This window comes from Cupriavidus pampae, assembly GCF_914271485.1.
Taxonomy (GTDB): Bacteria; Pseudomonadota; Gammaproteobacteria; order Burkholderiales; family Burkholderiaceae; genus Cupriavidus; species Cupriavidus pampae.
In genome coordinates this window covers 61,981-85,130 of sequence record NZ_CAJZAG010000011.1, presented here as the reverse complement: position 1 = coordinate 85,130, position 23,150 = coordinate 61,981, and the positions used below count along the sequence as shown (strand labels likewise).

Genomic DNA, 23,150 nt, shown 5'->3' with positions numbered 1-23,150 from the left:
GGGCCTATCGCAGCGACCGGAAGCTCGTCCGCACCTCTGCCGTGAAGGCCTGCGGTTGCTCCCACGCCGCGAAGTGGCCGCCTTTGGGCAGGCGGTTGTAGTGGATCAGCTTCGGGTACGCCTTCTCTGCCCAGCTGCGCGGCGCCGCGTAGATTTCGTCGGGGAACACGCTGACCGCGACCGGGATGGTCAGGTGCTTCGGTGCGAAGAAGTTGAGCTTGTTCTCCCAATACAGCCGCGCGGAAGAAACCGCCGTATTGGTCAGCCAGTACAACGTGACGTTGTCGAGCACATCATCGCGCGTCAGCCCTTCCGACTGCCCGGCAAACACGCGCGCGATCAGCGCCTGGCTCGCGGCATCGTGGTCGAGCATCCACGCCGCGAGGCCGACCGGCGAGTCCGCCAGCGCGTACAGCGTTTGCGGGCGGTTGGCCATCTCCAGTGCATAGCCGAGACCATGCTTGTAGAACGTGTCGAGCTGCGCGTACGCATGCCGTTCGTCGGTCCCGAGCCCTGCGGGGGCATCGCCGCCGGCCTTCAGTGCGTTGGCAATATCGTCCGGAATCGTGGCGGGCATGTTGGTATGAATGCCAAGTAATCCAGGCGGGGCGATCAATGCCATTTGCTCGGTAACCGCATTCCCCCAGTCGCCACCCTGCGCGACGTAACGCGTGTAGCCAAGGCGCTGCATCAGCGTGACCCACGCGCGCGCGATGCGTGCGGGATCCCAGCCCGTTGCGGTGGGCTTGCCCGAGAAGCCGTGTCCCGGCAGCGAGGGAATCACCACATCGAACGCATCGGCTGCCGTACCGCCGTACGCGGTCGGATTGATAAACGGCCCAATGATCTTCAACTGCTCGATGATCGAACCGGGCCATCCATGCGTGATGATGATCGGCAGTGCGTTCTCGTGCTTCGAGCGGACGTGAATGAAGTGAATGTCGAGCCCGTCGATCTCGGTCACGAAGTTCGGCACGGCGTTGAGGCGCGCCTCCACCTTGCGCCAGTCGTAACCTGACGCCCAATACTGCGCGAGCTTGCGCATGGTCGCGAGCTGCACGCCCTGCGTGGCGTCGGTCACGGTCTCGCGCTCGGGCCATTGCGTCGCGCGAATGCGCCGACGCAGATCGGTGAGCCGGGCCTCCGGCACGTGTACGCGCAGCGGGCGGATGGCCTCGGCAACGGCCGGCTTGTCGCCCGACGCACCGGTTATCTGAATGAGGGACGGATTCTCATCGGCAAAGGCAAGTCCACTGAAGGATGCCGTTGCCACGGCAGCAGCGGCCGCGCCGATAAAGTGCCTGCGCGACGTCGCTGCGGGAAGGTTGGTGTTTGACATGACTGCTCCTGATTTCCTGAGTTGTCTCGAGCGCGGCGCGAACACCGCGTGGTTGCGAGATCAGTATGGGAAATCCTGAGCAGGAGTTGAACGGTAACGGGCGTACAAGACTTGTGCGAGGCAGGAACAACACCACCTGCCGGCGCACGACGGCTCAACCCCGGCCGTTCACATAGGGCGAGAGCGCATTCGCGATCAGGGTGTTGACGGGCACAGCCACGTTGACATCCTTTGCCAGCGACACCACACCGCCACCAAGCCACGGCAGTTCGATGCGGTTGCCCTTCTCGAGGTCGTGGAACATCGACGACGTCATCGTGTAGGGCAGGTTGTCGACGAGCTTCATGCACTGGTCCGCATAGTCCTCAGGCAACTTGACGCCGTGCGCGCGGCCCACCTGTACGCCTTCCGCGATGACCGAGCGCAGCACGCCGCGGCTGCCTTCGCTTTCGCGGATCGGGCCGATGGTCAGGTGCGTGAGGCAGGTCATCGAGGACAGGCCGACCAGGAACACGTACTTTTCCCAGAGCACGCGCTGGATGTCATCGGACAGCAGCGCATCGATGCCGGTATCGGCAAAGCTCTTCACCAGCGTTTCGGTACGCTCGCGACGCTTGCCGTCGTACTCGCCGAGCGTCACGCGCTGCAACGCGCCCGTCTGCCGGATCACGCCGGGGCGGCCGATGGTGGTGGCCACATAGCCCACGCCGCCGATGACCGCTTCCTCGCCAAACACCCGACGCAGCACCAGATCCTTGATCACGCCGTTCTGCAGCGACAGTACAGCGGTATTGGGGCCGGCAATCGCCTTGAGCTCCTGCGCGATGCTCTCGAGGTCCCACAGCTTCACGGCGATGATGATGAGGTCAGGTTGCTCGAGCGACTTGATGTCGTCAGTCACCTTGACCTTGATCGACGACAGTTCGCCGCTATCGCGCTCGATGTGCAGACCGGTTTCCAGCATCGCCTTCAGGTGCGCGCCGCGCGCGACGAAGGTCACGTCGTGACCCGCCTCCTGCAGCTTGAAACCATAAAAGCCGCCCACACCGCCCGATCCGATGATTGCAATCTTCATTTGCCGTCTCCAATTGGTTAACCAATATCAATAATTGGTTTAATTCTGGTACGACAAATGGCAGGTGTCAAGGCCGGAGCAGCGCCGACGTGATCTGCTCCAGATGCTCGCGCGTGGCGTTGTACGCGGCCGTGGCATCGCGGCTGCGGATCGCCGCGACGATCTTGTCATGCTCGCGTCGGGAGGCCACACGCCGTTCCGCCGTCAACAGGCGCTGGCGGATATTGCCCCATTCGATCTCTTCATCGGCCGCAAGAAAGGCTTCGTAGGCGCGGACCAGAAGCGGATTGTGGGTGGCCATCGCGATCGCGCGATGAAAGCCCTGATCGGCCTGTTCGTAGGTTTCGAAATCGTCGGCCAGATGGTAGCGTTGCGCGCATTCGGTCAGGTGCGCCAGATCATGGGTGGTGCAGTTCATTGCCGCCATCGCCGCGAGATTGGGCTCCACCGCCAAGCGCGCTTCGACAATCTGCTTGGGGCTCAGGTCCAGCACGTCACTCGTCATACCCGCCCGGCGTGGCTGATGGGCCAGATAGGTGCCGCTGCCGACCTTGCGTACCACGCGGCCTTCCATCTCCATAGCGGCGAGCGCTTTCCGCACGACGTTGCGCGAGACGCCGAGCGTTTCCGCCAGCGCCCGCTCGGTGGGGAGCTTGGCGCCATCTTCCGCATTCCCGCGCAGCAGGTGGCTGCGCACTTTTTCCACGGCGGCGTCGGCTTTCATTTGGTCAACCAATTTGGCGATTCTGGTGTCATTGGATTAGGATTGGTTAAATTCTGGATGGATTGGTTCACACTCTATCACTGCCCCCTGCCTGGAGAAACACCGTGACCTCTGTTGCTCGCCCCTTGCTGCACATCTCCGCGATCCGCACCCGTTTTGTGAAGGTGCCGATGAAGTTTCCGTTGGGCACGACTGCGGCCCGTATGACCGCGGCGCCGTTGTTGCTCATCGATCTGGAAACGAAGGAGGGCGTGGTCGGCCGCAGCTACCTGTTCTGCTATCGCGATAGTGGCGCGCGCGCGATTGCCGAAGTCATCAGGGAAGCCGCGGAGCTGATCAACGGCATGGAAGCCGCGCCGGGCAAGATCGCCGAATTCCTTGGACGACGCTATGCGCTGCTGGGGGTGACCGGTGTGGCGCGCATGGCGCTGGCCGCCATCGATATCGCGCTGTGGGACGCGCTGGCCGTGGCCGCCGATATGCCGCTTGCCACGTTCCTCGGCGGCAACCTCGATCCGCTCCCGGCGTACAACAGCGATGGGCTGGGGCTGATGCCGGCAAAAGATGCGGCCGAAGAAGCGATCCGTCTGCTGGAGCCCGGCTTCAACGCCGTGAAGCTGCGACTGGGCCACGCCGATGCGCGCGTGGACCTCGAAGTGGCAACGGCCGTACGCGCTGCGCTCGGCAACGACGTGGCGGTGATGGTCGACTACAACCAGGGGCTGACCGTCCCCGACGCGATCCAGCGTGGACGCGCGCTCGATGGACTGAACATCTACTGGCTCGAAGAGCAGATCCGCCACAGCGATCTGGCCGGCTATGCGGCCATTGCGGCGGCGCTGGAGACGCCGGTTCAGCTGGGCGAAAATCTCGACGGCCCCGATTCGGTATTCGATGTCGTGGCCAACCGCGCGGCCGATTACCTGATGCTCGATATCGCGCGTATTGGTGGCGTCAGCGGCTGGCTGCGCGGCGCCGCGATTGCCGCCGCGCGCGGCGTGCCGGTATCCACGCATCTGTTCCCGGAGATCAGCATTCACCTTTTGGCCGTCACGCCCACGGCGCATTGGCTCGAATACACGAGTTGGGCCGATTCGATCCTCGAAGAGCCGCTGCAGATCGTCGATGGCAAGATCGCGCCGCCGAATCGTCCCGGCCTGGGCCTGCAATGGTCGAAGGCCGGTATCGAACGCTGCCGCGCCGACTGAGCCCCGCATTGGCGCCGGATCTGCCGACTGGGCTAAAATCCACGCCCGCACAGCATTTCGGGCAGCACGCATGCAACAGCACAACGACACCATCGATTCGGCAGCATCGGCAGACGAGCCCGATCAGATTCACGAGCCTCGCCTCTGGCGCGACAAGGGCTGGACCGCACGCGTCATCAAGAACGAGGATGGCGAAGGCTGGGCCGTCGAGATGATTCGCGATGGCAGCGCCGAGCCCGCGCTCGTCGGACCCTGGACCATGGGTCGCAACAAGGTCGACCCGAAGCCGCTCGATGCTACTGCGCATCAGACGCTGGTGAAGACCGCGTCCGAGGTGATTCGCCGGCACGAGCAGCAGTTGCACGCGCAGCTCAACAAGGAGGTGTCGATCGACTTCGGCGACGATGTCGTCTCGGTCCGGTTGACGATTACGCCGGACGAGTTCGAACCGTTCGGCACGCTCATCGCGCTCAACCCGCTCGGCGACGTATTGGCCACCACCAACGTGCGCCCGGATTTCCGGCTGACGCGCGAGAGCGCCGGCCGCTGGGCCGCCGACGGCTTCGGCAAGATCCGCTGAGCTGAACGGTCCCCACGCCGCGCGACGGACCCATCCAGCCGCGCGACGGACCGATCAAGCCGCGCGAGGTACCCATCAAGCCGTGCGGCGGGCCAATACCTCATCGCGCGGACCGGCATCGACCACGCGGCCGGCTTCCACCACGACGATGGTGTCGAAGCGCGCAAGCAGGCTAGGGCGATGCACCGACGCCACGATGCAGGTCGTCGGAAACGCGGCGAACATGCGGTCGAACACGCGGCCTTCGGCCTGTGGATCGAGCGCGCTGGTCGGCTCGTCGAGCAGCAGCAGCGAACTCCCTTGCGATGCCAGCGCGCCGCGCGCCAGTGCCAGCCGCTGACGCTGGCCACCCGACAGGTTACTACCGCGCTCGTTGAGCGGACTGGCCAGTCCATCCGGCATGCGCTGCAACACTTCATCGAACACGCCCGTGTGGACCGCCGATTGCAGCGCCGCCGCCTCGGCCGGTTCGCCGAACGTGAGGTTCTCCTCGACGCTGGCCTCGAAGACTTCGGCCTCCTGCGGAATCAGCGTGGCAAGCGTACGCAGTTCGGCCCAATCGTTCGCCACGCCATCGCGCAATAGTTCGCCCTGCTGCGGTCGGTACAACCCAGCCAACGTACGCAGCAACGTGCTCTTGCCTCCGCCACTGGGGCCGATCAGTGCGACGCGCGTGCCACGATGCAGCACCAGATCCACGCCATGCAGCCCACCCCGCGCGTCATCGGCATAACGCCAGGTCGCGCCGCGCAGCGCCAGCGTCTGCCATGGGGCATCGGGTATGAGCTCGGGCACGACCGCATCCGGATCGCCCGGGGCCGCCCAGATCGGCTCGGCGCTGCCGTAGTCGGTATGCATGCGCGCAAAGCTCTGGAAGTTCGATGCCATCGCACCGACCACGGTCGCGGCCTGCTGCGCGTACTGGTAGATCATGAAGATCGTGCCCAGTAGCACCGCTTGCCCAGGCTGGCGCGATTGCAATACGTACACCACGACCAGAATCCACGTCAGCCCCATGCCGAGAATGTCGACGGCAAACCATTTGCCTTCGTTGACCATGACCGCGCGGCGCAGTGGCGCCATCACGGCCGCCATGCGATGGTCGAGCAGCTTGCGCGAGGCCGCCTGCAGCCGCAAGCCGATGACCGTGCCGGCATTGCCAACGAAGTCGAGCAGCGCGGCCGCGTAGCGGCGTTCCGCATCGTTCTCCGCGCGGGCCAGATGCATCAGTGTGCGATCGAACCGCAGGATGATCAGCGCGACGATGACATAGCCGGTGACGGCGATAATGCCGCTGGTGTGCGACAGCAGCGCCAGCGCAACGATCGGACCAACGAAGTTGAAGGCGCTCTGCAGATAGCCGAACTGGTTCTGCGCGAAGTCCGACAGCGCGCGGCTGGACTGCACCACGCGGTGTTGCAACTCGCCGGAGTGATGGCCATCGCGCCACGCCAGCGGCGCCGACGTGATGCGCGCATAGAGCTGATCGGCCAGCCGCTCGCGCACGCGTACGCCGACGTTGCGTTCCAGCACGCGGCCCGGGCCATGCAGCAGCCACGACAACAGATAAATACCGATCAGGTAAATGATCCAGCGCCCCGCAGTGGACATGTCGCCCTGCTGCAGCGCGTTGATAGCCTGCGCGGCCAGCCATGGCATGGTCAGGCGCAGCAACTGTGCAGCAGACAGCAGCCCCGCCGCGCCGAGCATATGGGCACGCACGCCGTGGGCATGCTGCCAGAGCGCGCGATACAGATCGCGTGCCGCGCTGCCAAGGCCGACCGCGCGCGGATGCGCAGGGACGTCGGGCGCGTCGGGGATATCGGGGGTAGCAAGCTCCGTCATGCAGTCATCACTCCTGTTCGGGTGAAGGTCCGGATGAAGGCCTCTATGGTAGCCTCTCTCTTCAAGACGTTACCGAGAGACGTCGCATCACGACCACCATTCGAGGAGACTCCATTGAAGTCATCGCGCCTGCATGCCGCCGCGCTGCTGCTGACCATCGCCGGTACTGCCCACGCTGCCTATCCTGATCGACCCATCAAGCTGATCGTGCCATTCCCGCCGGGACAGGCCACCGACATCTTCGCGCGCGCGCTCGCCGAGAAGCTCGGCAAGCAGCTTGGCCAGTCGATCATCGTGGAGAACCGCGCGGGCGCGGGCGGCAATATCGGCATGGAGGTCGCGGCCAAGTCGCCGGCCGATGGCTACACGCTCGTGATGGGTGGCAGCGCGATGGCCATCAATCAGACGCTCTACAAGAAGGTCAACTACGATCCGCTGCACGATTTTGCACCCGTAACCGGTGTGTTCTCGGTGCCGCTGGTGTTTCTGGCCACGCCGCAGTCGGGCTTCAAGTCTCTGCATGAACTGATCGCCAAGGCCAAGGCCGCGCCGGGCAAGTACAGCTACGCGAGTGCGGGTATCGGTGGCACGCAGCATCTGTCGGCGGAAATGCTGAAGGCACAAGCGGGCGTATTCATTGTGCATATCCCCTACAAGGGTAGCGGCCCCGCGCAGGCGGACTTCCTCGGCAATCAGATCCCGCTGATGGTGGACTCCGTGACGGCCGCCATGCCGTTGATCAACACTGGCAAGGCCGTGCCGCTAGCGGTGACCACGGCGAAGCGCGTGCCGCAGCTACAGTCGGTGCCGACCGTTCGCGAAGAAGGCGTCGCGGGCTTCGAAGCGCTTGGCTGGGCCGTGCTGATGGCCCCGGCAGGCACGCCGCCCGCGACCCTCAGCCTGCTCAATACGGAGGCCGTGAAGGCGTTGCAATCGCCCGAGCTAAGCAAGTTCATCACCGATCGCGGCTCGGAGCCAATGCCGTTGACGCCGGCCGAGACCAGCAAGTTTATCGACGGCGAGATCCGGAAGTGGGCGACCGTCGTGAAGCGTTCGGGCGCGACGGCGGATTGATCTGCTACCGGCCGCGAGGGTTACCAGCCATAAAAGCGCGGCCACGTGTGCACCGAACCATCCGCGCTGACAGCCTGGTACTCGGGATGCTGCGCGCCCGTTGCGCACGCATGGTTCGGCAGGATGCGCAGCTTCGTGCCGATCGGGAAGCGGGTGGCAATCTCGAGGTCCGGTGACCCGGTGCGCGACACGATGCCGTGTTCCTGGTTGGCGCCGCTGATGGTGTAACCGTCGATCGGCGCACCGTTCTCGTTGCACACCTGCCCATAGCCGAAGTCATGCTGCTGGCGTTGCGTGCCGCGGTCGCGGCTCATCGCCATCCAGCCAGCATCGACGATGGCCCAGCCCTTGTCGGTCTGATGTCCGATCACGGTCGTGAGTACGGACAGCGCGATGTCGGCGGTTTCGCACACGCCGACGTTGTGCATGACGAGATCGAAGAACACGTACACCCCCGCGCGTACCTCGGTCACGCCCGCCAGTTGTTCGGCGGTGAGTGCGGTGGGCGTGGAGCCGATACTGACCACGTCGCACGGCAAACCGGCCGCGCGCAGGCGGTCGGCGGCGCGCACGGTGCCGGCGCGTTCCTGCTCCGCGATCTTCACGAGCGCCTCGTGCGTGTTGTAGTCGTAGCTGGAGCCCGCGTGCGCCATCACGCCACCCAGCCGCATGCCACTCTCCGCCAGCACACGGCCGACCTCGAGCAGGGTATCGCTCTCCGGCGGAATGCCCGAGCGATGACCATCCACATCGACCTCGATCCATACATCGAACGCTTCCCCATGCGTGCGTCCGAATGCGGCAATGGCTTCGGCGGTCTGCACGCTGTCGGCCACGATCTTGAGGTCGCAACCCTTGCGACGTAGCGCCAGCGCTTGTGCAAGCTTGGTCGGCGCCATGCCGACCGCGTAGACGATGTCGCGAACGCCGGCTTCGAAAAACTGCTCGGCTTCCTTCAGCGTGGAGACCGTGATGCCCTGCGCGCCAGCCGCGATCTGCGCCTCCACCACTTCGCGGCACTTGGTCGTCTTGACGTGCGGGCGGAACCTGACGCCAAGGGCGTTCATGCGCGTCTGCATGCGGTCGATATTGCGCTGCATGCGGGCAAGGTCGATCAGGGCGGCGGGGGTGTTCAGCGTGTCGAGGCTCATGATGTCGCGGGCGGTAGATATTCAGTCAACACCGCCACTATAGAGCGTCGGCAGCTTGCCGTGGTTAATGCCGATTGAATGCTTCGTTTAGTTGTATTTAATGCTGAACTAGGCCCGTCGCCACGGTGGCGGCGACAGCGCGGCGCGCAACGCGTCGAGAAAAGCCCGCTGCCGCGACGATACGCCGGTGCGCGAAGGCAGCAGCGCCATGACCGGCGCTTCCGGCAGACTCCAGTTCGGCAGCAGCCTGACAAGCTTGCCTGCGGCGATCAGCGGTGCCACATCCCACTCGGACCGCTCCACGATGCCGAGACCGGCCAGCGCCCAGTCCGAGATGATCGTGCCGTCGTTGGTGGAGAGAATGCCCGACACACGGATCGTCACCGCCTTGCGCGCATCGGCCTGTCCGCCATGGCCGGGCAGGAACCGCCAGCGCGTCACGTCTTCCTCGTTCTCGCGCAGGCACAGGCACGGATAGCGCGTGAGATCGGCGGGATGTTCGAGGTCCGTCAGGCGACGGGCATAAGCCGCGCTGGCACACAAGATGCGATCGTTCGGCGCAATCGGATGGGCAATCCACGACGACGACTTGAGTTTGCCGATGGTCACCACGAGGTCGGCGCCGGACCCGTCGGACAGTGGGCTCTCGGACAAATGCAGCGACACCTCGAGTTCGCGGTGCTGGCGATGAAAGTCGCGCACGATCGGCGCGATGTGCTTTCTGCCGAAGCCGAATGGCGCCACGATGCGCAGCTTGCCGCGCATCTCGCCATCGCGGCCCGAGATGCGCGCCGGCAGCGCTTCCATGCGGTCGAGCAATTCGATGGCCTCCTGATGCAGACGATGACCCTCGTCGGTCAGGGCGATGCCGCGCGACTGCCGCACCGCAAGCCGCACACCGAGCCGCGCCTCCATTCGCTGCAGACGCACCGTTACCGCAGGCGGCGTCAGGTCGAGCAACTGCGCCGCGGCGGCGAGCGACGGGGACGCGCCCACGGCGCGAATCAGGCGCAGATCATCGAGGCTGAGCATTAAACGGAATTAAGTGCTGAGTGGAAATGGCATTAAACACGAGTTCCGGCCACGATGCCAGGCTCCGGAATGGCACAGGCATGATGTCGTCATACTTTCGTCTTACGGGAGCGGAATGATGCTTGCGAGGCGGTCGGCCGTGATGCTAGGGTGCCCGTGGCAATGTCGCAACCGGCCGTAAGGAAGCAAGATGAGTTCGTGGTCCCAGTCCACTTTTGTCCCACCGTCGCATGATCCCCGGGAGTGGATGGTCTATGTCATCGACGATGACGAGTCGATGCGTCTGTCGCTCGATGCGCTGCTTCGTTCGAACGGCTTACGGGTGGCAACGTTCGAGTCGGCACAGGAATTCCTGGCGCACCCCAAGGCCCCGGTGCCGAGCTGCCTGATTCTCGACGTCAGGTTGCGCGGCGAGAGCGGTCTGGCTTTTCAGGAGTACATCGCGCGCAACGGCGTGCATATGCCCATCGTGTTTGTCACCGGCTATGGCGACATCGCGATGACGGTCAAGGCGATGAAGGCCGGCGCCGTCGACTTCTTCTCCAAGCCGTTTCGCGATCAGGACATGCTCGATGCGGTGGCCAGCGCGCTGGCGCGCGACAGCGAGCGGCTGGCGGCGGACAAGGCGACGGCCGTGCTGCGTGCCGGCTATGACGCGCTGACGCCGCGCGAGCGCGATGTCATGCGGCTCGTCGTTACCGGCATGATGAACAAGCAGATCGCCGCGCAGTTGAGCGTGAGCGAGGTCACGGTCAAGATTCACCGCGGACAGGTGATGAGGAAGATGGCGGCCCGTTCGATTGCGGAACTCGTCAAGAAGGCACAGTTGCTGGACCTGCCCGCGCAGTCCCCTGAGTGACCGCGCGTTGCCGGCGGGGCGGTGTTCCCCCATACCGTCGTATGACCCCCGCATGCGGATGTAGAACCTGGCGTCAGACCTCCGAAGAATGGTGTCGGCATGTCGTGTGCCCCTACTCTTGCGTCACGGCGGGCATGCGGTTGCGGCGTTGAGATCGGCTTCTATCCATCGCCGCATCTCGCGACCCGTTGCCGCGCCCGACGCAACATTCCGGAGTCACCGATGAATCTACCGAGCCTGTCCCCTCGAACCAGTCACGCCGGCCTGCCTTTGCATGCGGCGGCCGCGCGGCGATTGCCAGACCACGATGGCCTGTCCAGTTGCCTGACGACGAGCTACGCGAGCATCATCGCGTTCATGGCTGTGGCGGCCGAGGGCAACTTCGCGCGGGCCGCGGAGCGCCTCGGCATCGGTCGCTCGGCGGTGTCGCGCAGCGTGCAGCGGCTGGAAGAGCAATTGCGCACGCGACTATTCCTGCGGACCACGCGCTCCACCAGTCTGACGCGCGAGGGCGAACGTTTCTTCAGGCATTGCAACGAAGGCGTGACGCAGATCGTCGGCGCGGTCAACGACATGCTCGACCTGCGCCATGGACCGCCGCGTGGATTGCTACGCGTGTCGTCCGGGGTGCGCTTCGGGCGCGAGGTGGTGACGCCGTTGCTGCTGAAGTTCTTCGATCTCTACCCGGACGTGGCGGTGGAGCTGCAACTCGATGACGAGCCGGTGGATCTGTCCGCCGGCCGCATCGATATCGCGTTTCGCGATGGTTGTCTGGAGGACTCGAGCATCATCGCGCGGCGTCTCGCGCCGATGGACATGATGGTCTGCGTGGCGCCGTCGTATGCACAGTCGCGCGGTTTGCCCGAGACGCCGGAGGAACTGGCGCGGCACGATTGCATCAACCTGCGGCTCTCGTCCGGACGGATGCTGCCGTGGCACTTCGACGCGGACGGGCGCAACGCACGGCATTTGCCAACTGGCCGGCTGACGTTCAACGATGCCGCGGTCGTGCTGAGAGCGGTGCTGGACGGCCGTGGCCTTGCCCAACTTCCTGCGCATCAGGTCCGGGAGCATATTGCGCGCGGCGAACTGGTGACCACGCTGGCGGCGCATGCCCCGCGCGATCGCTGGCATTACATCTGCTACCCCTGCCGAGAGCATCTGCCCATGCGCGTGCGCGTGTTCGTCGATTTCATGACCGAACAGCTACGCGTCAACGGGCCCTGAGCGCCGGCCGGTTTATCAAGAAACGCATCGATCAGCAATGGCAATCCGACTCGAGACCCTGTGGGATGATGGCGAACGCGTGTTCTGCCGACAATCGGCGCCCGAAGCCGCGCACAGCGTGCTGATCGTGCGCTCGGCGGCGGAGCGCCCGCTACCGGCGAGTCTCGATCGCCTCGCGCATGAGTTCGCGCTCAAGGACGATCTCGACTCCGCCTGGGCGGCAAGACCGCTGAGCCTGATGCGTGAAGGGGGCCGCAGCCAGCTGGTGCTCGAGGATCCCGGTGGCATGCCGCTGGCGTGGTTCGACGCCGCGATGCCCGAGCCCGAGCAATTCCTGCAACTGGCCATCGGCATGGCAGGTGTGGTGAGCAAGCTGCATCAGCGTGGCCTCGTCCACAAGGACATCAAGCCCGCGCACTTTCTGGTGCATTGCGCCGATGGCGGTACGCGCCTGACCGGCTTTGGGCTGGCGTCTCGACTGCCGCGCGAGCGCCAGCTGCCGGAGCTGCCGGAGACGATCGCGGGCTCGCTCGCGTATATGGCACCCGAGCAGACCGGACGGATGAACCGGTCGATCGACTCGCGCAGCGATCTCTACGCGCTTGGCGTGACCTTCTATCAGTTGCTGACTGGGGTGTTGCCGTTTCAGGCGGCGGATGCGATGGAGTGGGTACATTGCCATATCGCGCGGCAACCGGTGCCGCCGGGCGAGCGCGTAGGCGCGGTGCCCGCCGCGATCTCCGACATCGTCATGAAGCTGCTGGCGAAAACGGCCGAGCAACGCTACCAGACCGCGGCCGGACTCGAGCACGATCTGCGTCATTGCCTGACGGCATGGCGGCGCCATCGCAGGATCGAGCCGTTTCCGCTCGATACCTACGGCACGCCGGACCGGTTGATGATCCCCGAGAAACTGTATGGGCGCGAGCGCGAGGTGGAGGCCCTGGGTGCCACGTTCGCGCGTGTCTGCGAGAGCGGCCTCCCGGAGATGGTGCTGGTGTCGGGTTACTCGGGTATTGGCAAGTCTTCCGTGATCAACGAACTGCACAAGGTGCTGGTGCCTCAGCGAGGGCTGCTCGCAGCCGGCAAGTTCGATCAGTACCAGCGCAATATCCCCTACGCCACGCTGGTGCAGGCGTTTCACGGGCTCGTGCGCGCGTTGCTTGGCATGTCCGATGCGCGGCTGGCGACATGGCGCGATGCGTTGCTGGAGGCGCTGGATCTCAATGCGGTGCTGGTGACGGATCTGATTCCCGAACTCAAGCTGGTAATCGGCGAGCCACCACCGGTCCCGGAACTTGGCGCCCAGCAGTCGCAGCAGCGCTTCCGGCAGGTGCTGCGCCGCTTTATCGGCGTGTTCGCGCGCCCCGAGCATCCGCTGGCGCTGGTGCTCGACGACCTGCAATGGCTCGATGTGGCCACGCTGGATCTGCTGGAGGATCTGCTCACGCATGCCGACCTGCGGCATGTGATGATCGTCGGCACCTTTCGACATCACGACATGGAGGCGGGGCATCCGCTGTGTGCAACCCTGCGGGCCATCCGCAGTGCGTGTGTCCGGGTGACGGAGCTGCGCCTGACGCCGCTCGGCAGCACGCATATCGAGCAGTTGCTGGCGGAGTCCATGCATACCACCTGCGCGGAGATGCGGCCGCTGGCGCGACTGATCCGCGATCGGACGGCCGGCAATCCGTTCTTCGTGATCCAGTTCCTGCAATCACTCGTCGACGAGGCGCTGCTGGTGTTCGATCACGAGACGCGGCAATGGCGCTGGGATGCGAGCCAGATCCACGCGAAGGGGTACACCGACAACGTAGTGGACCTGATGGTCGGCAAGCTGGCGCGCGTGCCGGAAGGCACCCTGCATGCTCTGCGGCAGCTTGCGTGCCTGGGTCACGTTGCCGATGTCACGACGCTGGCGTTGATGCTCGATGTGTCCGAGGCGGAGGTCCATGCCGCGCTATGGGAAGGCGTGCGGCAGGAGCTGGTGGAGCGTATCGACGATAGCTACGCGTTTGCGCACGACCGCATTCACGAAGCCACGTATTCGCTAATGCCGGAGTTCGAGCGCACGCAGGCGCATTTGCGGATCGGGCGGTTGCTGGCCGTGCATACGCCGCGCGCGCGGCGCGGTGAGGCGATCTTCGAGATCGTCTCACAGCTCAACCGCGGCGCTGCCTGCATGACCGACGCGGACGAGCGGGAGTCTCTGGCGGAGTTCAACCTGCGCGCGGGACGACGCGCCAGGGCCTCCGCGGCGCACGTTTCCGCGCTCACGTATCTGACCACCGGGGCAGGCCTGATGGAGGCTGCCGACTGGACGCGCCGTCACGAGCTGATGTTCGCGCTGGAATGCGGCCGCGCCGAATGCGAGTTCCTCACCGGTCAGTTACAGGTGGCGGAGGCGCGCTTCGCGGTGCTCTCCACCCATGCGGCGACGACGGCCGAGCGTGCGCGCGTCGCCTGCTGGCAGGTGGATGTGTATCTGCTGCTCGAGCGTCATGGGGACGCGATCGGCGTCTGCCTCGCGTTTCTTCGGCACGTTGGCATCGACTGGACCGAGCGTCCCGACGAGGCGTTGCTGCGCAACGAGTACGAGGAGATCTGGCAGCGCATCGGCGAACGGTCAATCGAAGATCTGATCGACCTGCCACCGATGGCGGACGAGGTGGCGATCGCCACGCTCGAGGTTCTGGCGTCGCTGTTCTCGCCCGCGCTGCTGGCCCACGGCAATCTGGCCGGGCTGACGATTTGCAAAGCGGTCAATCTGAGCCTGGCGCACGGCAATGGCGAGGCATCGTGCGTCGCGTACGCAAACTTTCCGCGCATTGCCGGGCGCTTGTTTGGCGACTATGCGGTGGGTTTTCGCTTTGGCCAACTCGGCTGCGAGCTGGTCAGGCGATACGGCTGCGAGCGCCATGCGGCCCGTACCCATCTGTCCTATTCCCTATTCGTGGCGCGCTGGACGCAGCCGATGCGGGAGTGTACCGATCGGTTGCGCGATGCGTTCGAGACCGCGCTGCGGATCGGCGATGTACCGCGTGGCGGCTTTGCCTGTAACTCGCTGGTCTCGACGCAGTTGTATATGGGGGAGTCGCTATCGATCATTGAAGCGGAGGCGCGGCGTGGCATCGAGCATGCGAGCAAGGCGCAGTTCCGGCTCGTGGTGGATTTCCTCGGGCAGCAGCTTGCGCTGATCCGCACGCTGCGCGGCGTCACGCCGAGGTTTGGCCACTTCGATGACGAGGACGTCAATGAAGCGGAGATGGAAGCGCGGCTGTCGGAAGGCTCGCCGATCCGTGCGTGCTGGTACTGGATTCGCAAACTGCAGGCGCGCTACCTTGCTGGCGATCATTGGGCGGCGATGGCGGCGGCATCGCATGCGCAATCGCTGCTGTGGATCTCGCACGGGTTTATCGAGGAAGCCGAATACACCTTCTACGCCGCGCTGGTCGGAGTGGCCCGCTACGATGTGATCGCGGTGGAGGATCGACGCCGACAACTGGGCCTGATTCAGGTGCTGCGCGCCAAGCTCCAGACCTGGGCCACGCACTGCACGGAGAACTTCGCGAGCCAGACCGCACTGGTCACGGCGGAGGTTGCGCGCATCGAAGGGCGTGTGGCCGAGGCGGAGCTGCACTACGAGCATGCCATCCGGTTGGCGCGCGATGGCGGCCTGATTCATATCGAGGCGCTGGCCAACGAGTTGGCGTCACGCTTCTACGCGGCGCGCGGCCTGGCGAAGATCGCCCGCGTCTATATGCAGGACGCACGGCACGGTTATCTGTGCTGGGGCGCGGACGGGAAGGTGCGACAGCTCGAGGCGCAGCATGCGTATCTGCGCGCGGAGGCGCGTGCGCCCACGTCGACGCACACCATCGCCGCTCCAGTCGAGCATCTGGATCTCGGCACCGTGATCAAGGTGTCGCAAGCGGTGTCGGGCGAGATCGTGCCGGACAAGTTGGTCGCGCTGATCCTGCGCACGGCAATCGAGCAGGCTGGCGCCGAGCGCGGGTTGCTGATCCTGATCGACGACGACGCGCATCGCATGGCAGCAGAAGCTACGGTTGGCGTGGATGGGATCCGACTGCACCACGAGGAAGCGGAGGTCACCGCCACCATGATGCCGATGTCGATGCTGCTGCAAGTGCTGCGGACGCGCGAGAGCGTGTTGCTCGACGACGCCAGCGCCGACCCGTCTTTCGTCGCGGACCCTTACGTGCGCGAGTTGCGCGCGCGTTCCATGCTGTGCCTGCCGCTGACCAATCGCGCCAAGCTCGTTGGCGCGATCTATCTGGAGAACAACCTGATGGCGCGGGTGTTCGATCCGTGCCGTGTGGCGGTGCTGAAGCTGGTGGCATCGCAAGCCGCGATCTCGCTCGAGAATGCACGCCTGTATCGCGACGTTGCCGCCAGCGAGGCGAAGATTCGCCGGCTGGTGGAGTCGAACATTATCGGCATCATCGGCTGGGACAGCGACGGCTATATTCTCGAAGCCAACGATGTGTTCCTGCGTATGGTCGGCTACGCGCGTGAAGAGCTGGTTTCCGGGCGCGTGCGCTGGCGCGACCTGACGCCACCGGAAATGCTGACGCTCAGCGAACGCGGCCTGGAGGAAGCGCTGCGCACCGGGCGCGCGGTGCCTTACGAAAAGGAATACATCCACAAGAACGGTACGCGAGTGCCGGTCATCATCGGGTTGGCGACGTTCGGCGCGGAGAGCCAGCAGGGCGTGGGCTTTGTGCTCGATCTGACGGAGCGCCGTCGTGCCGAGGAGCGGGTACGCGAAGGCGAGCGGCGCTATCGCGAGGTGCAGACCGAGCTCGCACATGCCAATCGCGTGGCCACGATGGGGCAACTGACCGCATCGATCGCACACGAGATCAATCAGCCGATCGGTGCGACGGTCACCAACGCCCAGGCCGCGATGCGGTGGCTCAAGATGGCGGCGCCGAACCGCGATGAAGCGATGCTCGCGCTCGAGCGTATCGTTAAAGATGGGGGACGCGCGGCCGATGTGTTGGGCCGCATCCGGCAACTGATCCGGAAAGGGGCGCCCGAGAAGACTGCCGTGGCGATCGACGCGGCGATCTGCGAGGTGATCGAGCTCACGGCGACCGAAGCACGCAGGAGCGGCGCGGTAGTGACGGTCCGCCTTGGCGGCAACCTGCCACGCGTGGAAGGGGATCGGGTGGCGCTGCAACAGGTGTTGCTGAACCTGATCGTCAATGCGCTCGAGGCCATGCGTGGGATGGAGGACGGTGTGCGGGCGCTCGACATTGCCGCGAGCGCTGGCGACGACGGCTACGTGCGCGTGACCGTGGCCGACACCGGACCCGGCTTTGGTCTCGATGAGGCCAGGGCAGAGGGGGCCGGACATGCCGCCAGCTTCGACGCCAACTTCGACACCAACTTCGACACCAACTTCGACACCATCTTTGCGGCGTTCTACACCACCAAGCCGACCGGACTCGGCATGGGGCTGGCCATCTGCCGCTCGATCATCGACTCGCATGGCGGGCAGCTATGGGCCAGCCACAACACGCCGCGTGGGGCGCTGATGCAGTTCACGCTGCGTGCGTGTGGCGACGTTGCATGACGAACAGAAGCAATGCAAGCAGACTCACCCCCGCGCCAAGCAGACACACCGCCTGCCAGCCACCCCATGCATACGCGATCGTGCTGACGCTCGCGCCCAGACCGCTGCCGATCGCGTAGAACAGCATATAAAGCGCGATCAGGCGCCCGGCCGCCTGCGGCCGGTTGCGCAGGATCAGGCTTTGGTTGGTCACATGCAGTGCCTGCGCGGCGGCATCCAGCAGCACGATCCCGAGCACTAGCGCCGCCAGTGAGGCTAGTGCCGAGGGTGCCTGCAGGTACGACAGCGGCCACCATGCCATCAAGAGAACGATCGATGCGATGGACGTCGTACGTTGGCTGAAGCCGCGATCCACCCACTGCCCCGCGCGCGTGGATGCCAGCGCGCCGACGATGCCGACCAGACCGAACGCGCCGATGAGGGTATGCGGGAACGAGAAGGGCGGGGCGCTCAACGGCAGTACCAGTGCACTCCAGAAGATGTTCAAGGTCGCAAACATCAACAGCGCCAGCATGCCGCGCTGCCGCAGCACGCGTTCTTCGCGCAGCAACGTAAGCATGGATGCCAGCAGGCGGGCATAGCCGATGTCCACGCGCGGGGCAGGCAGAACCGGCAGTCGGCGCCACAGCGGAATCGCGAGCACCAGCATCAGTACCGCCGACGCCAGATAAACGCCACGCCAGCCGGCGACATCGGCGATCGCGCCCGAGAGTACGCGCGCCCCGAGCAGCCCCATGAACACCCCGCTCTGCGCGGCACCGACGATCCGACCCTGCTCATGCGCGAACGCGCCATGGGCGGTGCTGGCCGCGTAGGCGATCAATCCCTGCGTCATCGCGGTGCCGAGCAGGCCAACGGCCAGCATGCCGGCGTACAACATCGGCGTCGATCGGGCACTGGCTACGAGCAGCAACGCGCCAACCAACGCGAGCAACTGGATCACCATCAGCCGGCGCCGGTCGAAGCGATCGCCCAGCGGCACTAGCGACACCAGCGCGAGCGCGCAGCCGATCTGCGTCGCCGTGACCACGCTGCCAATGGCAGCCTCGGCGACACCGAATTCGCGCGCAATGGCGTCGAGCAATGGTTGCGCGTAGTACACGTTCGCCACGCTGAGTCCGCTCGCCACGGCGAACAGCGTCAGCAGGCTGGAAGGTAGGGTAGCGGTGGGCATTTTGGGGACGAGCGTGTCCCCAACCTCGGCCGAAGGCAGGTTTGACATGGATGAATGTAGTTGCAAATCGAAACTGGTTGAATGCTAGGGCTTCTAGTTTTAAAATGCAACCACATTCAATCAACGGCCTGTCATGTCAAAAGCTCGATCCGAAACGCGTCTGGATCCCAGCGAGGATCCCTGTCCGGTCGCCCGATCGCTGGGCATCATCGGCGACCGCTGGTCGATGTTGATCGTGCGCGACGCGTTCGACGGCGTGCGGCGCTTTGGCGATTTTCAGCGCAACCTCGGCATGGCGCGCAATATCCTGACCGACCGGCTGCAGAAACTGGTCGATGCGGGCATTCTCGCCACGCAGCCCGCTTCCGACGGAACGGCCTATCTCGAGTACGTGCTGACCAGCGCCGGCGAACGCCTGTTCCCGGTGGTCGTGGCGCTGCGGCAATGGGGCGAGAGCCATTTGTTCGCGCCGGGAGAATGGCATTCGGTGCTGATCGACAAGCGCACCGGCAAGCCGCTGCCGCCAATGCGGCCACTGGCAAAAGACGGCACCGCGATCGCTGCCTCGGCGACGGAAGTGAAGAAGGTGCGGTGATACGGCCGCCGGGTGGGGGGTGGTACTTCCACAACCCCGAAGCCCAGTGTTGTAAATCAAGAATTCCCATGTCTCCGGGGCTGGCCTATCGTAAGTGCGCGATCCGGACGTTACGGCGCCACACAAATACATAACGGCCGATGACATAACGGCCGGCCAGGAGACAGCAATGACCACAACGATGGGCGGGGCCGGTCTGGCTGCCGCATGGGCGGTTGCATCCTTTCTCTCGTTGGGCATGGCGGGCGGCGCGCAGGCTGCCTATCCCGATCACCCGATCCGGCTGATCGTGCCCGCTGCGGCAGGCGGTACCACCGACATCGCAGCCCGGCTCGTCGGCAAGCGTATGAGCGAGATCCTCGGACAGCCGGTCGTGGTGGACAACCGCGCGGGCGGGGCGGGCATCATCGGGGCGCAGGCGCTGCTGCAGGCCCCCGCCGATGGGTACACGCTGATGATGGGCAATATCGGCCCGAACGCCATCAACTACGCGCTGTACCGACAGCTTCCCTACAAACCGCAGGACTTCGCACCGATTACGCTGGTGGTATCAGTGCCCAACGTCCTTGTGGTCAATCCGAAAGTGCCCGCCCACAACGTCGCGGAACTGGTGTCGTACGCGAAGACGCAGCCGGGGCAGTTGTCGTTCGGCTCCTCGGGAACCGGCCAGTCGGTGCATCTGTCCGGCGAGCTGTTCAAGAAACGCGCGGGCATCGACGCCATTCATGTCCCCTATAAAGGGGCCGCGCCGGCCGTGGCCGATCTTGTCGCGGGACAGGTGACGATGATGGTCGACAACCTGCCCAGTTCGCTGCCGCAGATTCAGGCCGGCAAGCTGCGCGCGCTGGCGGTGACCAGCGCGACGCGCGTGCCAGAACTGCCCGATGTGCCCACCATGAAGGAGGCGGGATACGACGACTTTCAGGTAACGGCATGGTTCGGGCTAGTGGCGCGCGCCGGTACCCCCCAGGCGGTAATCGACCAGCTCTACAAGGCGGCGTCGACGGCGCTGGCAGAGCCACAGATCAAGACGCGCCTTGCCGAACTCGGCGGTCAGTCGGGTGGCGACACCCCCCAGCACTTCGGGCAGATGATCGAGCAGGAGCGCCAGCGCTGGGCGCGCGTGGTCAAGGACACCGGCATCCCCTTGCAGTAGTTCTCGAAGGAGTCTTCATGATCGACAAGATCGCCCCGTCGCTCGCGGCGGCGGTGGCCGGTATCGGCGATGGCGCCACGGTATTGGTCAGCGGCTTTGGTGGCTCGGGCATTCCCGATGCGTTGCTGGAGGCGCTGCTGGCGCAGGGCGCGCGCGACCTCGTCATCGTCAATAACAACGCCGGCAACGGTGACACCGGCATCGCGGCGCTGATACGTGCGGGCCGCGTGCGCAAGGTCATCTGCTCGCATCCGCGTTCCACCAATGCCGAGGCCTTTATCGATGCCTATCGCGCGGGCAAGGTGGCGCTCGAATGCGTGCCGCAAGGTACGCTGGTGGAGCGCCTGCGCGCCGCTGGCGCGGGGCTCGGGCCGTTCTTCACGCCTACCGCGTACGGCACCGCGCTCGCGGAGGGCAAGGAGAGTCGCGTGATCGACGGAGTCGGCTACGTACTGGAGCAACCATTGCGCGGCGACTTCGCGTTGATCAAGGCGCATCGTGCCGATCGCTGGGGCAACCTCACGTATCGCTATGCGGGGCGCAACTTCGGTCCGGTCATGTGCACCGCGGCGCGTCATACGATCGTGCAGGTGGATGAGGTTGTGCCGCTTGGCGATATGCCGCCCGAATCCGTGATGACGCCGGGCATATTCGTGCAGGCGGTGGCACTGGTCGAAGGAGAACTTCATGCCGCATGACACGTCACCGATGACCGCCACGTTGCCGCGTCTGAGCCGTGCCGAGATGGCGCGCGTCGTCGCGCATGACATTCCCGCAGGTAGCATCGTCAATCTCGGCATCGGCATGCCGACGCTGGTATCCGATCAACTGCCGGGCGATCGCGAGATCGTGCTGCACAGCGAGAACGGCATCCTCGGTATGGGGCCGGTCATTCGCGAAGGCGCGACCGATCCGGACCTGATCAATGCCAGCAAGGCACCGATTGGCCTGATACCCGGCGCGTCGATCTCCGACCACGTGATCTCGTTCACGATGATGCGCGGCGGTCATCTCGACATCACGGTGCTGGGTGGCTTTCAAGTGTCCGCAACCGGGGATCTGGCTAACTGGTCCACGGGCGAACCCGATTCGATCCCGGCCGTTGGCGGCGCGATGGACCTCGTGGTTGGCGCCGCAACGCTGTTCGTGATGATGGAACACGTGACGCGCGACGGGCAACCCAAGATTGTCGAGCGTTGCACCTATCCACTGACGGGCCTCGGCGTGGTCGATCGTATCTATACGGACCTGGCGGTCATCGATGTGGTACCCGGGCAGGGCCTGCACGTAACGGGGCTAGTGGAGGGAGTGTCGTTCGACGCCGTGCAGGCGCTGTCCGCCGCACCGTTGACGCTGGCGCCCGACTGCCGCGTGCTGCGCGCCGGGCTTGGCACATAAGGCATCCATAACAGGCGAGGGGACAACAATGAGAATGCTGACGAAGAACGCGCTCCATGCTGTGGTGGCACTCGCCACCGTAACGGTCATGCCGCAGCTCGCGATGGCGGCGGAGGCATGGCCGACCAAGCCGATTCAATTGCTGATTCCTTATCCGCCAGGCGGCAGCGCGGATTTGCTCGCGCGTCCGCTCGGCGCCAAACTGCAGGAGAAACTGGGCCAGCCCATCGTGCTCGACTATCGGCCCGGTGCCGGCGGCACCATCGCGTCGCAGGCCCTCGCGCGCAGCAAGCCGGATGGCTACACGCTGATCATGGTGTTGGCCGCGCACGCGATCAATCCGAGCCTGTATCCGAAGCTGCCGTACGACACGCGCAAGGATTTCGCGCCGGTGTCGTTGGTGGCGAACCTGCCGCTGATCGTCGCCGGCAGCGCATCACTGAAGGCGCGCAACGTGACGGAGCTGATCGCAGCCGCCAAAGCCGCACCGGGCAAGATCACGTTCGGCTCGGCGGGCAACGGCAATACGGGTCACCTTGCGGGCGAGTTGTTCGATTCGATGGCCGGCGTGAAGATGACCCACGTGCCCTACAAGGGTAGCGCGCAGGTGGTCAACGCGATGCTCGCGGGCGACATTCAACTGACGTTCGACAGCATTTCCACCTCGATGCCCCAGATTCGTGCAGGGCGCATGACCGCGCTGGCCGTGACCAGCAGCAAGCGCGCGGCCATGGCACCTGATGTGCCGACATTAGCCGAAGCCGGCGTGCCGGGCTTCGATATCAACGGCTGGTACGCGATTCTTGCGCCGGCCGGCACGCCGCGCGCGATTGTCGACAAGCTCAGCACCGAGATCGCGGCCGTGCTGACGCAACCCGAACTGCGCGCGCAGGTGGCCGCGAACGGTTATGAGCCCGTGGGCTCGACGCCGGAGGCGCTAGGCACACATATCGAGGCGGAACTCGTGCGCTGGCACAAGGTGGTGCAGGAGGCAGGGGTGAAGCTGGAGTAGCTTGCATCGCTGCCATTGCTGTCATAGCGCTAAAACTTGTGAAACTTCGACGTCGTAGAAAGCGAATGTCGTCAACGCCGCCTATGCTGGAAGCGCTGATTG

At 65.0% G+C, this 23,150-nt stretch carries 18 protein-coding genes; 11 read left to right on the top strand and 7 right to left on the bottom strand.

Features of this window, described 5'->3' with window-relative positions:
• Nucleotides 1–4 precede the first annotated feature (4 nt).
• The 3 genes from LDO41_RS25895 to LDO41_RS25885 form a co-directional block, all read right to left on the bottom strand.
• On the bottom strand, nt 5–1,339 hold the full coding sequence (locus LDO41_RS25895) for an epoxide hydrolase family protein (RefSeq protein WP_223993560.1): 1,335 nt from the start codon (nt 1,337–1,339) through the stop codon (nt 5–7).
• Between the two features lie 154 nt (nt 1,340–1,493).
• Nucleotides 1,494–2,414, bottom strand: coding sequence for a ketopantoate reductase family protein (locus LDO41_RS25890; RefSeq protein ID WP_223993559.1), 921 nt, complete (start codon nt 2,412–2,414; stop codon nt 1,494–1,496).
• 67 nt (nt 2,415–2,481) lie between these two features.
• Nucleotides 2,482–3,138 carry a FadR/GntR family transcriptional regulator gene (locus LDO41_RS25885; RefSeq protein ID WP_223993558.1) on the bottom strand — a complete coding sequence of 219 codons (657 nt, stop codon included), beginning with the start codon at nt 3,136–3,138 and terminating at the stop codon, nt 2,482–2,484.
• Nucleotides 3,139–3,242: 104 nt separating this feature from the next.
• On the opposite strand from LDO41_RS25885, the gene LDO41_RS25880 reads away from it, so the two are divergent.
• Nucleotides 3,243–4,346 carry an enolase C-terminal domain-like protein gene (locus LDO41_RS25880; RefSeq protein ID WP_223993556.1) on the top strand — a complete coding sequence of 368 codons (1,104 nt, stop codon included), beginning with the start codon at nt 3,243–3,245 and terminating at the stop codon, nt 4,344–4,346.
• 70 nt (nt 4,347–4,416) lie between these two features.
• Nucleotides 4,417–4,926 carry a hypothetical protein gene (locus LDO41_RS25875; RefSeq protein WP_223993555.1) on the top strand — a complete coding sequence of 170 codons (510 nt, stop codon included), beginning with the start codon at nt 4,417–4,419 and terminating at the stop codon, nt 4,924–4,926.
• Nucleotides 4,927–5,001: 75 nt separating this feature from the next.
• On the opposite strand, the gene LDO41_RS25870 is transcribed toward LDO41_RS25875, so the two are convergent.
• Nucleotides 5,002–6,771, bottom strand: a complete 1,770-nt coding sequence (locus LDO41_RS25870) for an ABC transporter ATP-binding protein (protein WP_223993554.1) — start codon at nt 6,769–6,771, stop codon at nt 5,002–5,004.
• A 114-nt stretch (nt 6,772–6,885) separates the two neighbouring features.
• Between LDO41_RS25870 and LDO41_RS25865 the strand changes: the two genes are divergently transcribed.
• Nucleotides 6,886–7,845 (top strand): Bug family tripartite tricarboxylate transporter substrate binding protein, encoded by a 960-nt coding sequence (locus tag LDO41_RS25865; protein ID WP_223993552.1) that lies wholly within the window; start codon nt 6,886–6,888, stop codon nt 7,843–7,845.
• 20 nt (nt 7,846–7,865) lie between these two features.
• On the opposite strand, the gene LDO41_RS25860 is transcribed toward LDO41_RS25865, so the two are convergent.
• Nucleotides 7,866–8,996: a DSD1 family PLP-dependent enzyme gene (locus tag LDO41_RS25860; protein ID WP_223993551.1), complete on the bottom strand. Its 1,131-nt coding sequence runs from the start codon at nt 8,994–8,996 to the stop codon at nt 7,866–7,868.
• A 108-nt stretch (nt 8,997–9,104) separates the two neighbouring features.
• On the bottom strand, nt 9,105–10,028 hold the full coding sequence (locus LDO41_RS25855) for a LysR substrate-binding domain-containing protein (protein ID WP_223993550.1): 924 nt from the start codon (nt 10,026–10,028) through the stop codon (nt 9,105–9,107).
• A gap of 190 nt (nt 10,029–10,218) precedes the next feature.
• Here LDO41_RS25855 and LDO41_RS25850 point away from each other — a divergent pair, with 190 nt between their 5' ends.
• From LDO41_RS25850 to LDO41_RS25840, 3 genes are all read left to right on the top strand, one after another.
• Nucleotides 10,219–10,887, top strand: coding sequence for a response regulator transcription factor (locus tag LDO41_RS25850; RefSeq protein ID WP_223993548.1), 669 nt, complete (start codon nt 10,219–10,221; stop codon nt 10,885–10,887).
• Between the two features lie 222 nt (nt 10,888–11,109).
• Nucleotides 11,110–12,114 (top strand): LysR family transcriptional regulator, encoded by a 1,005-nt coding sequence (locus LDO41_RS25845; RefSeq protein ID WP_223993546.1) that lies wholly within the window; start codon nt 11,110–11,112, stop codon nt 12,112–12,114.
• Nucleotides 12,115–12,151: 37 nt separating this feature from the next.
• The gene (locus tag LDO41_RS25840; RefSeq protein ID WP_223993544.1) at nt 12,152–17,713 is read left to right on the top strand and encodes an AAA family ATPase; all 5,562 of its coding nucleotides are present in this window, start codon (nt 12,152–12,154) and stop codon (nt 17,711–17,713) included.
• On the opposite strand, the gene LDO41_RS25835 is transcribed toward LDO41_RS25840, so the two are convergent.
• On the bottom strand, nt 17,682–18,887 hold the full coding sequence (locus LDO41_RS25835) for an MFS transporter (RefSeq protein ID WP_223993543.1): 1,206 nt from the start codon (nt 18,885–18,887) through the stop codon (nt 17,682–17,684). The two genes, LDO41_RS25840 and LDO41_RS25835, sit on opposite strands and share 32 nt — an antisense overlap.
• Before the next feature lie 133 nt (nt 18,888–19,020).
• On the opposite strand from LDO41_RS25835, the gene LDO41_RS25830 reads away from it, so the two are divergent.
• The 5 genes from LDO41_RS25830 to LDO41_RS25810 all read left to right on the top strand — a co-directional run bounded on the left by LDO41_RS25830 (nt 19,021) and on the right by LDO41_RS25810 (nt 23,048).
• The gene (locus tag LDO41_RS25830) at nt 19,021–19,482 is read left to right on the top strand and encodes a winged helix-turn-helix transcriptional regulator (RefSeq protein ID WP_223993540.1); all 462 of its coding nucleotides are present in this window, start codon (nt 19,021–19,023) and stop codon (nt 19,480–19,482) included.
• Nucleotides 19,483–19,651: 169 nt separating this feature from the next.
• A complete protein-coding gene (locus LDO41_RS25825) occupies nt 19,652–20,638 on the top strand; it encodes a Bug family tripartite tricarboxylate transporter substrate binding protein (RefSeq protein ID WP_223993538.1) in 987 nt (328 codons plus the stop codon).
• A gap of 17 nt (nt 20,639–20,655) precedes the next feature.
• Entirely contained in the window at nt 20,656–21,336 is a 681-nt protein-coding gene (locus tag LDO41_RS25820; RefSeq protein ID WP_223993536.1) for a 3-oxoacid CoA-transferase subunit A, read from the top strand.
• A complete protein-coding gene (locus tag LDO41_RS25815; protein ID WP_223993534.1) occupies nt 21,326–22,036 on the top strand; it encodes a 3-oxoacid CoA-transferase subunit B in 711 nt (236 codons plus the stop codon). Before LDO41_RS25820 ends, LDO41_RS25815 begins: the two co-directional genes overlap by 11 nt.
• Before the next feature lie 88 nt (nt 22,037–22,124).
• A complete protein-coding gene (locus LDO41_RS25810; protein WP_223993930.1) occupies nt 22,125–23,048 on the top strand; it encodes a tripartite tricarboxylate transporter substrate binding protein in 924 nt (307 codons plus the stop codon).
• Nucleotides 23,049–23,150 lie beyond the last annotated feature (102 nt).

Coding starts and splice junctions, on each gene's coding strand:
- LDO41_RS25895 (WP_223993560.1), bottom strand. CDS start 1,339: ATGTCAAACACCAACCTTCCCGCAGCGACGTCGCGCAGGCACTTTATC.
- LDO41_RS25890 (WP_223993559.1), bottom strand. CDS start 2,414: ATGAAGATTGCAATCATCGGATCGGGCGGTGTGGGCGGCTTTTATGGT.
- LDO41_RS25885 (WP_223993558.1), bottom strand. CDS start 3,138: ATGAAAGCCGACGCCGCCGTGGAAAAAGTGCGCAGCCACCTGCTGCGC.
- LDO41_RS25875 (WP_223993555.1), top strand. CDS start 4,417: ATGCAACAGCACAACGACACCATCGATTCGGCAGCATCGGCAGACGAG.
- LDO41_RS25870 (WP_223993554.1), bottom strand. CDS start 6,771: ATGACGGAGCTTGCTACCCCCGATATCCCCGACGCGCCCGACGTCCCT.
- LDO41_RS25860 (WP_223993551.1), bottom strand. CDS start 8,996: ATGAGCCTCGACACGCTGAACACCCCCGCCGCCCTGATCGACCTTGCC.
- LDO41_RS25855 (WP_223993550.1), bottom strand. CDS start 10,028: ATGCTCAGCCTCGATGATCTGCGCCTGATTCGCGCCGTGGGCGCGTCC.
- LDO41_RS25850 (WP_223993548.1), top strand. CDS start 10,219: ATGAGTTCGTGGTCCCAGTCCACTTTTGTCCCACCGTCGCATGATCCC.
- LDO41_RS25845 (WP_223993546.1), top strand. CDS start 11,110: ATGAATCTACCGAGCCTGTCCCCTCGAACCAGTCACGCCGGCCTGCCT.
- LDO41_RS25840 (WP_223993544.1), top strand. CDS start 12,152: ATGGCAATCCGACTCGAGACCCTGTGGGATGATGGCGAACGCGTGTTC.
- LDO41_RS25835 (WP_223993543.1), bottom strand. CDS start 18,887: ATGCCCACCGCTACCCTACCTTCCAGCCTGCTGACGCTGTTCGCCGTG.
- LDO41_RS25830 (WP_223993540.1), top strand. CDS start 19,021: ATGTCAAAAGCTCGATCCGAAACGCGTCTGGATCCCAGCGAGGATCCC.
- LDO41_RS25825 (WP_223993538.1), top strand. CDS start 19,652: ATGACCACAACGATGGGCGGGGCCGGTCTGGCTGCCGCATGGGCGGTT.
- LDO41_RS25820 (WP_223993536.1), top strand. CDS start 20,656: ATGATCGACAAGATCGCCCCGTCGCTCGCGGCGGCGGTGGCCGGTATC.
- LDO41_RS25815 (WP_223993534.1), top strand. CDS start 21,326: ATGCCGCATGACACGTCACCGATGACCGCCACGTTGCCGCGTCTGAGC.
- LDO41_RS25810 (WP_223993930.1), top strand. CDS start 22,125: ATGCCGCAGCTCGCGATGGCGGCGGAGGCATGGCCGACCAAGCCGATT.